Source organism: Stenotrophomonas sp. RIT309 (assembly GCF_000632045.1).
GTDB lineage: Bacteria > Pseudomonadota > Gammaproteobacteria > Xanthomonadales > Xanthomonadaceae > Stenotrophomonas > Stenotrophomonas indicatrix.
In genome coordinates this window covers 95,412-110,126 of the sequence record NZ_JFYS01000023.1, presented here as the reverse complement: position 1 = coordinate 110,126, position 14,715 = coordinate 95,412, and the positions used below count along the sequence as shown (strand labels likewise).

Annotated in this window: 9 protein-coding genes and 1 pseudogene; 3 read left to right on the top strand and 7 right to left on the bottom strand. The window is 67.7% G+C overall.

Annotation, left to right across the window (positions count from 1 at the left end):
* Positions 1–80: 80 nt before the first annotated feature.
* Both BW38_RS07280 and BW38_RS07285 read right to left on the bottom strand, forming a co-directional pair.
* A complete protein-coding gene (locus BW38_RS07280) occupies positions 81–1,763 on the bottom strand; it encodes an ATP-binding protein (protein WP_235189965.1) in 1,683 nt (560 codons plus the stop codon).
* 73 nt (positions 1,764–1,836) lie between these two features.
* Complete coding sequence (locus BW38_RS07285) at positions 1,837–2,241, bottom strand: hypothetical protein (protein ID WP_032976819.1); 405 nt, start codon at positions 2,239–2,241, stop codon at positions 1,837–1,839.
* Positions 2,242–2,550: 309 nt separating this feature from the next.
* On the opposite strand from BW38_RS07285, the pseudogene BW38_RS21535 reads away from it, so the two are divergent.
* A pseudogene (locus BW38_RS21535) lies at positions 2,551–3,213 on the top strand (YdcF family protein); the annotation flags it as partial.
* 76 nt (positions 3,214–3,289) lie between these two features.
* Here the strand turns inward: BW38_RS21535 and BW38_RS07290 are convergent.
* Positions 3,290–3,991 (bottom strand): alpha/beta hydrolase, encoded by a 702-nt coding sequence (locus BW38_RS07290; RefSeq protein ID WP_032976818.1) that lies wholly within the window; start codon positions 3,989–3,991, stop codon positions 3,290–3,292.
* A gap of 45 nt (positions 3,992–4,036) precedes the next feature.
* On the opposite strand from BW38_RS07290, the gene BW38_RS07295 reads away from it, so the two are divergent.
* The gene (locus BW38_RS07295) at positions 4,037–4,417 is read left to right on the top strand and encodes a YbjQ family protein (protein ID WP_032976817.1); all 381 of its coding nucleotides are present in this window, start codon (positions 4,037–4,039) and stop codon (positions 4,415–4,417) included.
* Positions 4,418–4,459: 42 nt separating this feature from the next.
* Here the strand turns inward: BW38_RS07295 and BW38_RS07300 are convergent, their stop codons facing one another.
* Positions 4,460–7,186: a bifunctional acetate--CoA ligase family protein/GNAT family N-acetyltransferase gene (locus BW38_RS07300; protein ID WP_032976816.1), complete on the bottom strand. Its 2,727-nt coding sequence runs from the start codon at positions 7,184–7,186 to the stop codon at positions 4,460–4,462.
* Positions 7,187–7,321: 135 nt separating this feature from the next.
* The gene (gene mgtE / locus BW38_RS07305; protein ID WP_025877611.1) at positions 7,322–8,692 is read right to left on the bottom strand and encodes a magnesium transporter; all 1,371 of its coding nucleotides are present in this window, start codon (positions 8,690–8,692) and stop codon (positions 7,322–7,324) included.
* Between the two features lie 344 nt (positions 8,693–9,036).
* Between mgtE and BW38_RS07310 the strand changes: the two genes are divergently transcribed.
* Complete coding sequence (locus BW38_RS07310) at positions 9,037–10,824, top strand: monovalent cation:proton antiporter-2 (CPA2) family protein (protein ID WP_032976814.1); 1,788 nt, start codon at positions 9,037–9,039, stop codon at positions 10,822–10,824.
* A 246-nt stretch (positions 10,825–11,070) separates the two neighbouring features.
* Here BW38_RS07310 and BW38_RS07315 read toward each other — a convergent pair whose 3' ends face one another.
* Together BW38_RS07315 and BW38_RS07320 are read right to left on the bottom strand one after the other, a co-directional pair.
* A complete protein-coding gene (locus BW38_RS07315; RefSeq protein ID WP_032976813.1) occupies positions 11,071–14,409 on the bottom strand; it encodes an ankyrin repeat domain-containing protein in 3,339 nt (1,112 codons plus the stop codon).
* Positions 14,402–14,662: a YcgL domain-containing protein gene (locus BW38_RS07320; protein WP_032976812.1), complete on the bottom strand. Its 261-nt coding sequence runs from the start codon at positions 14,660–14,662 to the stop codon at positions 14,402–14,404. Before BW38_RS07320 ends, BW38_RS07315 begins: the two co-directional genes overlap by 8 nt.
* Positions 14,663–14,715: the final 53 nt, after the last annotated feature.

The following is a 14,715-nucleotide window of genomic DNA, read 5'->3' as shown; positions in this document are numbered from 1 at the left end:
CAACGTGCCGACCAAGGTCGGCACCTGCCAGAGCCACCGCACCGGGGTCGGAACAGGTAGGGCCTTGCGCACGCGTGGCCCTACACCGTTGCACCGGAACCACCGCGTCCCGCAACATCGCGCAACCTATTCAGGACCTCCTGGATGTCCAGTGGCTTGCACAGAAAGCCGGCCGCACCCAGCGCACGCGCCCTCTCGATCACCTGTACCCGGGTATCTGCGCTCATCACCAGAACGGGGGGCGACTCAGGGTCCCTGACCAGTACCTCCAGTACATCCCATCCGCTGCAGCCAGGCATATGCAGATCAAGCAGAACGACGTCGGGCGCCAGTGCCTTGATGATGGCCTGCGCATCGTGACCATCATGGCGGCAGCTGAGGCGATGGCCGGCACACTGCAGCAGGTGCCGCACCACGTCGCGGTTGGTCTCCACGTCCTCGAACAGCAGGCAGTGCAGCGGACGAACCAACGCCGCGTGCGACTGGAAGAGCTGTTCCAGGGAAGGAAGCGGATCAGCCTCATCGGCCGCGGCCACAGTGAAGGACCACACGAATGAGGCGCCCCCGGCGTCGCTGCGGCCTACGTTGATCGTTCCGCCCATGGCATCAGAGATCAGCCGAACGATGTACAGCCCGAGCCCGACCCCCTGCTCGCAGCGCGCTTCGCCCTGGCTGACCTGCACGAAGGGCGAGAAAATCATCTCTCTCTGCGCATCATCGATGCCCGTCCCGGAGTCGCAGACCGAGATCCGCACCAGCCAGTCCTCTGCTGATCGAACGGCGCCAACCGAGACCTTCGCCTCTCCCGCCATGGGGCTGAACTTGATGGCATTGCAGAGAAGATTGGTCACCACCTGTTCGATGCGACCGCCATCTGCCAGCATCCATACGTCCGGCCTCCCTGCGTCCACCTGCAGAACCACGCCTTTGTCGGCAGCCGCAGGCATACAGCTGGCCTGCGCCGCCTCGATGATGGAAAACAGCGAACAGGGATGTGGCCGCAGCTGCAGCTTGCCACCATCAATGCTGGCAACGTCGAGGACATCATCGATGCGATGCCTGAGCGCCTGTGCCTGCCTGGCAACCGTGGCCAGTGCATGTCGCTGGGCAGCACTTGCCGTATCGACTTCCAGAAGCTGGATACCGCTGATGATCGCATTGAGCGGTGTGCGAAGCTCATGGCTCATTGTGCCGACGAATCGCCCCTGCGCCTCGCGCGATGCAATGGCACGCAACGCGATTTCGCGCATTGCAGCCACCAGTGACGCCACGACCAGCGGCAACAGGATGGTCAGTGCCAGCGCATAGGCCAGATAGGCGGGCCGCGAAAACCAGTAGCCTTCGGGTGCTGCCCACAGCAAAGCCAATGCCGTTACCGCGATTGCCGGCGCCATGGCCTTGCGTCCGTAAGCCACCGTCGCAGCAATGACGAGGAACGGCAGGATTGCATTGAGCGCCATCAACAGGATGAAGGCCGAGTGCACCTGGATGGCCACCATGACCAGACTGAGCAGAAGACCCGCCGCGTCGTACCACGTACGGCGACGCTGCGAGCAGAGATTTATAAAGAGAGCCCAAGCCACAGACACTGCCAGAAGTACGATGGCGACCGGCAACACGCGCGCGGCCTCATCGGCCAGAACCCGCTGCGGGCCATCCAGCCAGAGCCAGCACCACAGCACCGCAAGCGCCTGCAACAGCACCCGGAACCCGCTGGCGCGCGGCTCCTGCAGGCACGACAGCAACATAGCCAGGCGGTGCATCTCCAACGCACGTGCGGCATGCAGCAGCGCTGCTGGGGACGAGGTGTGCAAAGACGTGTGCGGACCATGCATGTCAGCGTCCCCTGGTCAGTGATTGACCCGTCGTGCGCCGCAGCAGGCGCTGTGCCGAGATCGCCAGTGCGCAGCCGCGCAGACGCACGGTGCCGATGACTTCACCGGAGCGGAGAGCGTCAGCCAGGCCTTCGCAGGCATCGGCGATCCTGCGGCTGCCCAGCGCCGAAGTTACGCTTTTCAATGCATGCACGCGCGAGAGTTCCTGTTCCAGACAACCAGAGGATTCATTCTCCGCAGCGTTCACCCAACGCGAGATCGCCTCGTCCAGGGCGGCGGTGAATGATGAGAGCTGGTCTGGCGCAGCCACTGCAATCAGGCTGAGCATAGATCGCTCGCCGAGCTCAGGACCGTCTGCAGGGTACTGCCGCGACTGTGCCCCTTGCGTTGTGTTCAAGCGCCGCATTGCGTTCCTCCGCCTGTCGCATTCAACACCTGGAGAGATGCTTATCCGCGTTCCGCAACGCTCGACCAGAGGCCTGAAGCGACAGCGTGCGAGACATACGGACTACTGCATCCGTTGATGGATCTGCAGGAACAGCTGCGGAAGCGTGCTACCGAGAAGAAGCCCGACAGCAACCGCGAGCAGGATGGCGCCCACGATGGCAGCACATCTGACCGGGAGTGACATTCGCTTCAGATCCATGGCATCCAGCATGGAAGCGCCCATCGCGCAACGCCATCGGAATCCATTCAAATTGTCCTGAGGTTCGTCATGCTGGCCTTGACACTTTTCCTGCTACTTTTGTGCGCTGTTCTTGTCCGAAAGCAACACGTACGCAGCGCCGCCGCGCTGGCCTTGGCGCCGCTGGCGATCCTGGCCAGCGCGAGCCCGCCCATCACGCAATGGCTGCTGGACCTGGCACAGGACGCACCTTCAAGCATTGCACCGGCGCCGCACCCACGCACGGCCATTGTCGTGCTGGGCGCTGGCATCGATCAGGATGCTCACAGCTCTAGGCCAAGCCTGGCTGGCAATAGCCGGTTGATGGCCGCAGCGCAACGCTACCTCGCCTGCGAGCGCAACGGCGAAACCTGCGCGGTGCTGGTCAGTGGAGGTGCCACGACGCCGGACAACGCCACGGAAGCCGACGTCTACGCGCGTGAACTGATTGCGCTGGGCGTGCCTGCGGGCCACATTGTCCGCGAGCAGGCCAGCGTGAACACCTGGCAGAACGCCAGGAACAGCAGCCGAATCATCCAGCACGACAGTCTCCGGGTGGTGCTGGTGACTTCAGGCCTGCATCTCAAGCGCAGCCTGATCTACTTCCGGCACTTCGGTGTCGTGGCCGAGGGCCTGCCCAGTGATCGCCTCCGCGCCGCAGCAGGATGGCTTCCCTCCGCATACAACCTGCTGCTGATCGAAGTGATGGTGCACGAATACATCGGCGTGCTGCGCTACCGCGTTTACAACGGCATGGGGTGGAACGAGGAATCCACCAGGCAGGACAGTGTCACACCTGCAACAACCATCCGCGCATTGCCGCACTCACCTCGTCCGGCTTCTCCATCGGTGCCAGGTGCCCGCAATCGGGCACCACCACCAGCTGCGAATGCGGCACCAGCGCGTGCATCTCCTCGCTCACCGCCAACGGCGTGATGCGGTCGTTCGCACCACAGACGATCAGCAGCGGATCGCGGTAGCCGGCCAGCACATCGTGGCCATCACTGCGCTCCAGCGCGCTCTGGCGCAGGAACACCTCCGCACCCAGCCGTGCGGTCATGTCACGCACGCGCTGCACCAGCACGTAGTCGTCCAGCCGCGAGGCGTCGATATAGCTGCGCATCAGCGCGTCACCAAAGCCGTGGAATTTACCGGGCAGGCGCACGCTGGCGCGCTGGCTGCGGCGCTGTTCGGCACGTTCCGGGGAGTCGGCATGGATCGAGGTGTCGATCAGGGCCAGCTGCAGCACCCGCTCCGGCGCGGTGCGCAGGATCTGCTGGGCGACGAAGCCGCCCAGTGAGAAACCGGCCAGCGCAAACCGCTCCGGCGCCTGCGCCAGTACCTCCTCGGCAACGGCCTGCAGGGTCTCGCCGCGGGTCTGGTCGCCCACGGTGCAGTCGGCGATATCGGCCAGGTCGGCCAGCTGCGCGCGCCAGAGTTCGGCGTCGTTGAGCAGGCCCGGGAGGAGGAGCAGGGGAATACGGTCGGTCATGCGGGTATTGTGGCGTCTTCAAACCCACAACACGACCAGACACCCATGGCCGACCCCTACAACAGCGGTGCCCCGACCACGTCCGCAGCGCGCTTCGAGGATTCGATGGTGACCACCGCCTTCGAGCTGCCCGGCTACCGCATCGCGCGCAACCTGGGCGTGGTACGCGGCATCACCGTGCGCTCGCGCTCGATCGTGGGCAACTTCCTTGGCGGCATCCAGACGATCTTCGGCGGCAACATCACCATCTACACCGAGCTGTGCGAGCAGGCGCGCGAGGAAACCTATCGTGACATGGTCAAGCATGCGCGGCAGCTGGGTGCCAACGCGGTCATCGGCATGCGCTACGACGCCACCGATGTGATGACCGGGCTGACCGAAGTGCTGTGCTATGGCACGGCGGTGGTGGTCGAGCCGCTGCGTTGAATCCGATGTTCCGCCGGGCATGGCCCGGCGCTACCGTCACGGTCACGCCACCGGCGGGACGTCGGGCACTTCCACCTGCTGCACCGGCAACGTCACCATCATCACCGTCGGGTCGTCCGGGTCCAGCCGGGTCTTGAAGCCCAGGCTCTGGCACATCGCCAGCATGGTGCTGTTCTCGCGCAGCACCTGGCCTTCCACCACGTCCAGGCCCAGCCACTTGGCGTACTCGATCATGATCGCCATCAGGCGCCAGCCAATGCCGTGTCCCTTCAGATCCGAACGGATCAGGATGCCGTACTCGCCACGGTGGTAATCCGCATCGGCATGCAGTCGCACCGCGCCGAGCATTTCGCCGCTGCGCGGTTCGAGCGCCACCAATGCGATCGAGCGGGCGTAGTCCAGCTGGGTCAGGCGGGCGATGAACTCGTGGCTGAAATGCTTCACCGACTGGAAGAAACGCAGACGCAGATCCTCGTCGCTGACACGCGCGAAGAACGCACGGAACAGCGCGTCATCTTCCGGCCGCACCGGGCGCACGAACGCGCGACCGCCGTCGGACAGCTCGATGGTGCGCTCCCACTCCTTCGGATACGGGAACACGGCGAAGCGTGGATGGCCACGTCCCTTGTGCAGGATGCGCGACGGCGCGACCGCAACGCGCGCGTCCAGTGCGAGGATGCCCTTGCTGTCCACCAGCAGGGGATTGATGTCCAGCGTGCGCACTTCGGGAATGTCCGCCGCCAGCTGCGCCAGTTTGACCAGCGCCAGTGCCAGTGCACGCTCATCGGCGGCGGGCACATCGCCATAGGCCTTGAGGATGCGCGAGGCCCGCGTCTGGCCGATCAGCTCGTGGGCCAGGCGCAGGTCAAGCGGCGGCAGCGCCAGCGCCTTGTCGTTGATCACTTCCACCGCCGTGCCACCGCGCCCGACCACGATCACCGGTCCAAACGTGGCGTCGTCGGCGATGCCGACGATGATCTCGCGCGCCTTCGGGCGGACGATGGTCGGTTGCACCAGCAGGCCGTCGATGCGCGCGTCCGGCCGTAGCTGGCGTGCACGAGCAAGGATGGCCTTCGCCGCGCTCTGCACCGCCGGCAGGGTCGCCAGATTCAGGCGCACGCCATCCACTTCGGATTTGTGCGGAATATCGGGCGACAGGATCTTCAGCGCGACCGTCGCACCACGCTCCAGCAAGGGTTGCGCCAGGTCCATCGCCTCGTGCGCATCGCGCGCATGCATCACCGGTGCAGAGGGGATGCCGTAGGCCTTCAGCAGTTCATGGGTGGCCAACGGGTCCAGCCAGCCTTGGCCATTGGCCAGCGCGGCTTCGACCAGCGCGCGCGCACGCGCGGTATCCACGCTGAAATCCTGCGGCAGGCTCGGCGGCGTTTCCATCAACGCACTCTGTGCCTCCCGGTAACGCACCAGATGCTGGAAGCCGCGCACGGCCTCCGCTTCGGTGGGATAGGTCGGCACGCGTGCGGCATTGAGGGTGGCGGTGGCCTGGTCGTCGTTGCCCAGCCACACCGCGAATACCGGCTTGTCGCGGTGATGGCGCGGGCGCAGGCCGAGCGTGCGGGTCAGTGCCTGCGCCGCATCGGCCGACGAGGTGAACGCGGTAGGCACGTTGACCACCAGCACCGCATCGTTCTCGCTGTCGGCCAGCAACGCTTCGATGGCAGTGGCATAGCGATCACCATCGGCGTCGACCACGATGTCGACCGGGTTGCTGCGCGTCCAGCCCTGCGGCAGTACCGCATCCAGCTTCTGCACGGTGCTGTCGGACAGTTGCGCCAGCGTGCCCTGCAGGGCGATCAGCTGGTCCACCGCCAGGTGGCCGACGCCACCGCCGTTGCTGAGGATGGCCAGGCGACGACCGGGGAAGGTGCCAAGCCGGCCCAGCGACTCGGCCGCGGTGAACAGTTCGTCCAGCGCGCTCACCCGCAGCAGGCCGGAACGGTTGAATGCCGCGCCGTACACATCATCGGCGCGCGCCAGTGCCTGCACGTGGGTATCGGCGCTACCCGGCTGTACCCGTTCGGCGCGCCCGGACTTCACCACCACCACGGGTTTGGCACGCGCAGCGGCGCGCGCGGCCGACATGAACTTGCGCGCGTCCTTGATCTGCTCGACATAGAGCAGGATGGCGCGGGTACGGTAGTCGGTGGCGAAATAATCCAGCAGATCGCCGAAGTCCACGTCCATGGTGTCGCCCAGCGAAACCACGGCGGAGAACCCTACCGAGCGCGCCACGCCCCATTCCACCAGGGCGGCGGCGATCGCCGAGGATTCGGAGATCAGCGCGAGGTCGCCGGCCTGTGGGAAATGCGCGGCGATGCTGGCATTGAGCCGTGCATGTGGCGCGATCACGCCCAGGCAGTGCGGGCCAAGGATGCGCAGGCCATGCGCGCGCGCGGCGGCCTCCACCTGTGCCCATGGCGAGCCCGGGCCTTCTCCCAGGTGCGCGGTGAGGATGATCGCGGCCTGCACGCCACGTTCGGCAGCGGTGCGTACCACCTGCGGCACGATGGCGGCCGGTGCGGTGATCACCACCAGTTCCGGCACCCAGTCCAGGTCCTTCAGCCGCTTCACCGTGCGGATGCCATCGATCTCGGCATGGCGCGGGTTGATCCATGCCACTTTGCCGGGGAAGCCGGTGCCGCGCAGGTTGCGCATGACTGCGCGGCCCGCCGAGCGCTCACGCGGGCTGCCGCCGATCACCGCGACCGACTGCGGACGGAACACGGACTGCAGGTGGTAGGTACTCATGTGCCTACGTTACACGGACCGGCGCTGCGGCGGCATGATCGGCGCAGGATCCTGGCATCGCATCCACGCAGGGCGTGGATCTGCTACGCCGGCCAGAACCAGTGGATCCACGCCATGCGTGGATGACGCCCCCCGTTACAGCAGCGTCCCGTGCAGGATCATCGCGGCGATGCTGAAGTAGATGACCAGGCCGGTCACATCCACCAGGGTGGCCACGAACGGGGCCGAGGCACTGGCCGGGTCGAAGCCCAGCCGCTTGAGGATGAAGGGCAGCATCGACCCGGACAGCGAGCCGAACGTGACGATGCCCACCAGTGCGGCACCGATGGTGATCGCCAGCAGGATCCAGTGTTCGCCGTAGTCATGGAAGCCACCGAGCTGCCAGATCACGATGCGTACGATGGCCAGGCAACCGAGGATGGCGCCGAGCACCATGCCGGTGGGCACTTCGCGCAAGGCCACCTTCCACCAGTCGCGCAGGCGCAGTTCGCGCAGCGCCAGGCTGCGGATCAGCAGCGAGGTCGCCTGCGAACCGGAGTTGCCACCCGAGCTCATGATCAACGGAATGAACAGGGTCAGCACCACCGCGCGCGCCAGTTCGTCCTCGTAGTGCTGCATCGCGCTGGCGGTCAGCATCTCGCCGACGAACAGCACGCTCAGCCAGCCGGCGCGCTTGCGCAGCATCTCGAAGAAGCCGATCTGCATGTACGGCTTGTCCAGCGCTTCCATGCCGCCGAACTTGTGCGCGTCTTCGGTGGACTCTTCGATCAGCGCATCGAGAATGTCATCGACGGTGACGATGCCGAGCATGTGCTGCTGGGCGTCCACCACCGGAATGGCCAGCAGATCGTGGCGGCGGATCAGCCGCGCCACGTCTTCCTGGTCCATCTGCGCATCCACCATCACCGGCGGATTGACCTGGGCCACATCCAGGATCGATTCCTCCGGCAGCCCGGTGATCAGCCGGCGCATGGTCACCACCTGCTGCAGCTGCTGGTTGGCCGGGTCGAGCACGTAGATCGCATACACGGTCTCGCGCGTGCGTTCGACCTGGCGGATGTGCTGCAGGGTCTGGGCCACGGTCCAGGTGGCGGGCACGGCGACGAACTCGGTGGTCATCAGCGCACCGGCGGTGTTCGGCGGGTAGCTCAGCAGCTTCTGGATGGTCTGCCGGGCTTCGTTGCCCAGCAGAGGAATCAGCCGCGCGCGTTCTTCTTCATCCAGCTCGTGGACGATATCGGTGGCACGGTCGTCGGCCATCAACCCCAGCAGCGCGGCGGCGCGTGCCGGCGGCAGTGCGGCAACCAGTTCGCCACTGCGGTGCAGCTCCGGCGCCTCGAGCATCTTCACTGCACGCGGCAGCGACAGCGCGGCCAGCGTCTCGGCGGCGCGCTGCAGTTCGAGCGTGTTGAGGAATTCGACCGCGTCGGCGGTGTTGTAGTTCGCCAGCGGTGCCGACAATGCTGCGGCATCGGCCACCGGACGCAGCAATTGCTTCTGGTTCATGGTGATTCGCCTTCATGGGGTGCGACCTCGCGCAACGCCAACGCAGGCAAACCGTCCCGGTGTCAGGCGGTGGCCATCGCTGGCGTCGACCGAGGTCGACTTCTACTGTCGCTGGACATGGGTTGGGGACTCCGGAGGGGTGTACTGCCGGACACGCCGGCAGCGGCGGGCAGTCTGGACCTGCGGTCGGTGCAGGTCAACCCGCCACGCTGACCGGACAATGGGCCCGCTGCCGTTCTCGTGCGTACACAGCGGCGCGCGCATAATGACTAGGTGGCATCCGCCGCGCTTCCCCTCCCCGCCGAACGGACGCACAGCCGGCCTCCCGATGACCAGGTATTCCCATGCATAGCGGTGGTCTGGAACTGGCACTGGTGCTGCTGCTGGCCGCGGTGATCGCGGTGCCGGTGTTCAAGAAGTTCGGCTTCGGCGCGGTGCTGGGCTACCTGGCGGCCGGCGTGGTGCTGGGTCCGGACGGTCTGGGCTTCGTGCAGGACGCCGACCGCATCCTCGGCGCGGCCGAGATCGGCGTGGTCATGCTGCTGTTCGTGATCGGGCTGGAGCTGTCCCCGGCCCGGCTGAAGGTGATGCGGCGCTCGGTGTTCGGTGCGGGCGCGGCGCAGGTGGCGCTGTCCGGGCTGGTGCTGGGCGGCCTGCTGCTGCTCGATCACTTCCAGTGGAAGAGCGCGCTGGTGGTGGGCGTGGCGCTGGCGCTGTCGTCGACTGCGGTCGGCCTGCAGCTGCTGTCCGAACACAAGGCGATCAACAGCGACCATGGCCGGCTGGGGTTTGCCATCCTGCTGTTCCAGGACCTGATCGCCATTCCGCTGCTGGCCGCGATTCCGCTGCTGGGCGGGGTCAAGAACGAGACGCTGCGCTGGGAAGATGCGGCCGTCGCGCTGGGCGCGCTGGCGGTGGTGATCCTGTGCGGGCGGCCGGTGCTGCGCCGGGTGTTCGGCATCATCGCCCGCACCCGCAGCCCGGAGGTGTTCACCGCCACCGCACTGCTGGTGGTGCTGGGCACCGCCTGGTTCATGCAGGAAGCCGGCCTGAGCCCCAGCCTGGGGGCATTCCTGGCCGGCGTGCTGCTGTCCGATTCGGAATTCCGGCATGAGCTGGAATCGCAGATCGAGCCGTTCAAGGGCCTGCTACTGGGCCTGTTCTTCATTGCCGTGGGCATGGGCATCGACCTGGACCGCATCGCCGCCGAACCGTGGATGATCGCTGCGGGCGTGGCGATCCTGCTGGTGGTGAAGTTCAGCCTGCTGTACGCCATCGGCCGCATCGCCAGACTCAGCTCGCGGCAGTCGTTGCTGCTGGGCAGCGTGTTGTGGCTGGGCGGCGAGTTCGCCTTCGTGGTGTTCAACGAAGCCCAGCGTGCGCATCTGCTGGGCAATGCCAACCATGACCGGCTGGTGGCGATCGTCGGCCTGTCGATGGCGATCACCCCGTTGCTGATGATCGCCCTGATGCGCCTGCTCGGCGAGGAGAAGGTCGCGCCCCGCCAGGCGGCGGAGGCCGACAAGGTGGCGCCGGACAATCGCCCGAAGGTGCTGATTGCCGGCATGGGCCGCTTCGGCCAGGTGATCGCGCGCCTGCTCACCGCGCAGAAGGTGCCGTTCGTGGCACTGGAGGCGAACCCGGACACGGTGGCCGACCTGCGCCGCTTCGGCAACCAGCTGTACTACGGCGATCCGACCCGGCCGGAGATGCTGCGCGCCGCCGGTGGCGAGCACATCGACGTGTTCGTGATCACCGTGGACGACCCGGAAACCAACCTGCGGGCGGTGCGCATGGTGCGCCGCCTGTACCCGGATGCGACGGTGCTGGCGCGTGCGCGCAACCGCCAGCATGCCTGGCGGTTGATGGACATGTCGGCCGAACCGTTCCGCGAAGTGTTCGGTACCAGCCTGGAAATGAGCGGGCGCGTGCTGACCGCGCTGGGCGTGGCACCGAACGTGGCCGAGCGCCATGTGCAGCAGTTCCGCGAACACGACGAGAAGCTGCTGCGCGACCAGTACCTGGTCTACGACGACGAGGCCGCCGTGATCCAGACCTCGCGCGATGCCCGCAACGACCTGATGCACCTGTTCGAAGCGGACGCGGAAAGCGACGGCGACAAGGAGCGCTGACAGCGGGCCGGTGTGCCGACCAACGGTCGGCACCCACCCAATGGAAGGCGACCTTCAGCCGTTGTCGCGCAGGAACCTGGCCATCGACGATACGCCCGGCACGCGCGGCTCGGAAGCGGAAAGCGACGGCGACAAGCAACGCTGATCGACGGGGTTGGGTAGTGCCGGCCGCTGGCCGGCAACCTCATGAACCTCGCCAGGATTGCGAAGCTGCCGGCCAGCGGCCGGCACTACCGCGCCTTGGGGTCAGCCGTTGTCGCGCAGGAACCTGGCCATCGACGAGACACCCGGCACGCGCGGCTCGAACTCGGCGGCGACGTCGATGAAGCCGCGCATCACCGCGATCTCGCGCGGGCTGCGGTTCAAGCCATCACGCGCTTCCGGATCGGCACCGGCGCGCAGCAGGCGCTGCACCAGCAACGGCAACCCGTGCAGGGCGGCCAGGTGCAGCGGGCCGAAGCCGCGCGGATCGCGCACGTCCAGGCTGACGTCTTCATCCAGCAGGCGCTCGACGGCGGCCATCACCACCTGCTCGTCGCAGGCAGTGCCCGGTTCGGCGCGCGCGCCCAGCAGCAGCAGCAACGGCGTGACCGCACCGGCGGCGGCCTGGTCCGGCTCTGCACCAGCCAGCAGCAGGGTATCGAGCAGCGCCAGCAGGCGCGAACGGTCGCGCGCACTGAAGCCATACAGTGCCGCGCAGTGCAGCGGCGCCAGCTGCTGGGCATCGCCGGCGTGCACATCGGCACCGGCGGTGAGCAGGCGCGCCACGATGTCCGGCAGGCCCAGCGCCGAGGCCAGCATCAGCACGGTGACCCCGCCTGGCAGGCGGTGTTCGAGCTGCGCACCGGCGTCGAGCAGGGCCGAGACGATCTCGACCTGGCGCATGCTGACCGCCGCTGACAACGGCGTGGCACCACTGGCAGCGGCATGCTGCGGATCAGCGCCGCGCGCCAGCAGCAGGTCGACCACCGCCAGGTGGCCACCGCCGGCAGCACGCAGCAGCGCGGTGCAGCCCTGCGCATCGACGGCGTCGACGGCAAAGCCCAGATCATTCAAACGACGCACGGCGTCGACATCACCGGCCATCGCGGCGGCCGGCAGATCGCCTTCGCGCAGGGTCCGGCGCGGCAACGGCCAGACGCGCCAGTCCAGCCAATCAGCCAGATCACGACGACCGATCGACAACGCCACGCCCAGCGGTGTCTGCCCATCGGCTGCACGCGCTTCCGGCGAGGCGCCGTGCTGCACCAACAGCTTCAAGGCGCTTTCGCGGGCCAGTGCGGTGGCCAGATGCAGCGCGGTCATGCCATGGCTGTCGCGTGCTTCGCGGTCCACGCCGGTGGTGAGCAGGGCCTGCTGCAGGCGCAGCCAGCCCAGGCGCACCGCCAGCGACAACGGCGGATCACCGGCTGGCGAGGCGGCAAACGGATCGGCGCCCCGCTCCAGCAGTTCCAGCGCCAGCTGCTCAAGGCCACGCGCCGCCTGGTCGTGCTGCGCACAGGCGGCCAGGAAACGCGCCAGGCCACCGCGCCCGGCCGGCGACAGGCCGTGCTGCAGCATCACCTGCAGGGCTGGCACGGCATCGATGCCACGCGAAAGCAGCGCGAACATCGGCGTATCTGCGCAGGCGTCGCGCACGTACGGATCGGCACCATGGGCGAGCAGCCAGTCGACCGCACGCGGCTCCAGCGCCAGCTCCGGATCGAGCAGCAGGCCACCCAGTTCTTCGGGCTGGCACAGCCTGGCCAGTGCGGCCATGCCATCGGTATTGCCGAACCCCAGCGCCTCGCGCAGCAGGGTCAACGGCGGGCGGTCGGGCAACAGGCCGCTGGCGCTGGCCGTCTCACCGCGCTCGGCCAGGCCATCGCTGACCGCGGCGGGCAGCGGGTAGGACGGGTCCAGCAGGGCCACGATCGCCCAGCGACCGGCTTCGGCGGCATAGTCCACCGCGCGCCGGCCGGCCGGATCGCTGCCGTCGGCAGCGATGCCCAGTTCCAGCAGGCGCTTGATCAACAGCGGCGAAACGTCCTCGGCCATCGTGGCCAGCAGCACCGCGTTGCGGCCATCGGTGTCGACCGCAACCAGGTCGGGTTTGTGCGGCAGCAGGTGCTCGACCACGGCAGCGCGGCCGGCGCGTGCGGCTTCCAGCCACGGGGTGCGGCCCAGCGCATCGCGCGCTTCCAGGTTGGCACCGGCGGCCAGCAGCACGCCGATGATGTCCACGTGGCCGGCCAATGCGGCTTCATGCAGCGCGCTGCGGCGCTGGCGGTCGCGCGCGTCGGCACGTGCCTTGTGCTTGAGCAGCAGCTGCACGCCGGCCGGATCGTCGTCCTCGGTGGCGGCCGCGGCCAGCAGCACCGGGGTGCCGTCAGCCGGTTCGCTGCGCGCGCCACGCTCCAGCAGGAAGCGCGCCAGGCGCCAGTTGCCGACCTGGCAGGCCACCGCCAGCGGCGACCAGCCATCATGGTTCAGTGCGTCCACTTCAGCCGCCGCATCGCGCAGCAGCGCGGCCACGCCCGGGTCAGAACTGCGCGCGGCATGGTGCAGGGGCGTGTTGCCCTCGCTGTCGGTGGCGCGCGAATCGGCACCGTTGGCCAGCAGGGTCATCACCGCTTCCGGACGCCCATGCCAGCTGTCGCGGGTCGCGGCCAGCAGCGGGGTCATGCCACGGTGCGGCGCGTTCACATCGACGCCGCGGCCGATCAGCTCGCGCAGCAGGCGCAGGTCCGGCAATACTGCGGCCAGTACAGCCAGGCTGCGCTGGTCGCGCCAGTTCGGGTCAGGCAATGAATGCGGATCGGCGCCGGCCTGCAGCAACTGCAGCGCGCGGTCGATGCGGCCGTGGCGTGCGGCTTCGTACAGGGCCGGGGTCAGCTCCTGCGGCGCCAATGCTTCCAGCGGCGTGGTGTCCACCGCAGTGCTGAACAGCGTTTCGCGATCGACCGGCAGTTCAGCGCCAACCGGGCCGCGCAGCGAGACCAGCGGCGCCGGTGCGATGCGCTGCAACAGCAGGTGCAGCAGCGGCGACAGCAGCAGCACCGCCAGTGCCGATGGCCAACGCGCGCTTTCCGGCAGCAGGCCCGGCCAGGTCGGCAGTACCACCAGTGCGGCCAGGGCCATCACCAGTGCGGCCACGCCAAGGCCACGCCAGGCGCTGAGGTCGCGGCCGGTCAGCGCCTGCCAATGCTGGGCCAGGCCACCGTCGAGACGCTCGACATCATTCCACAGCGGCCAGGTGCGCCAAGCCGCCAGCAGGCCAGCGCTGACCAGCACGCTCAGGCCCAGCACCGCAGCCAGGCTGCCGCTGTCGCGCAGCGCGGCCAGCGGCCAGGCCAGCAACAGGGCCAGCAGCAACGGCGCGGCGATCCACAGTGCCAGCAGCGCCGGCAGGTCCTGGCGGACGATCACCTTCGGCGGCAGCAGCGCACGGCTGCGCCGCCACCACGAGATTCCCAATGCGAACGCCGGTTGTGCCAGTGCCGCCAGCAACGCACCGGGCAGGCCGCCCAGCGCCGAACCCAGTGCCAGCAAGGCACCCAGGGTGAAGGCCAGCGACAGGGCGCGGGATCGGGAAAGCTCAGTCATAGTGGCGCAGCATCATGCTGCTCACCGACGGCGGCACCTGCAGGTAGAACCCGCGCTCGGTCAGTTCGCTGCGCACCTTGGCCGGGTCGGCCTGGGCCAGCCGGCGCTCCGCGTCCAGGGTCACGTCCAGCACGAAGACGAGCGAACCCAACGACGCCGACAGCGGCGCAGGCAAAGCGCTGAAGTCATCGCGTCGGGCGAGATAGACGTAGGTGTCCGGCTTGAGTTGGCTTTTATAGACGTAGGCGTGCATGTCCACGGGACGATAACCCGGGAAGAGCCGTGATTGTGTCGGAAAGCCGACAC

Coding starts and splice junctions, on each gene's coding strand:
- BW38_RS07280 (WP_235189965.1), bottom strand. CDS start 1,763: ATGCACCGCCTGGCTATGTTGCTGTCGTGCCTGCAGGAGCCGCGCGCC.
- BW38_RS07285 (WP_032976819.1), bottom strand. CDS start 2,241: ATGCGGCGCTTGAACACAACGCAAGGGGCACAGTCGCGGCAGTACCCT.
- BW38_RS07290 (WP_032976818.1), bottom strand. CDS start 3,991: ATGACCGACCGTATTCCCCTGCTCCTCCTCCCGGGCCTGCTCAACGAC.
- BW38_RS07295 (WP_032976817.1), top strand. CDS start 4,037: ATGGCCGACCCCTACAACAGCGGTGCCCCGACCACGTCCGCAGCGCGC.
- BW38_RS07300 (WP_032976816.1), bottom strand. CDS start 7,186: ATGAGTACCTACCACCTGCAGTCCGTGTTCCGTCCGCAGTCGGTCGCG.
- mgtE (WP_025877611.1), bottom strand. CDS start 8,692: ATGAACCAGAAGCAATTGCTGCGTCCGGTGGCCGATGCCGCAGCATTG.
- BW38_RS07310 (WP_032976814.1), top strand. CDS start 9,037: ATGCATAGCGGTGGTCTGGAACTGGCACTGGTGCTGCTGCTGGCCGCG.
- BW38_RS07315 (WP_032976813.1), bottom strand. CDS start 14,409: ATGACTGAGCTTTCCCGATCCCGCGCCCTGTCGCTGGCCTTCACCCTG.
- BW38_RS07320 (WP_032976812.1), bottom strand. CDS start 14,662: ATGCACGCCTACGTCTATAAAAGCCAACTCAAGCCGGACACCTACGTC.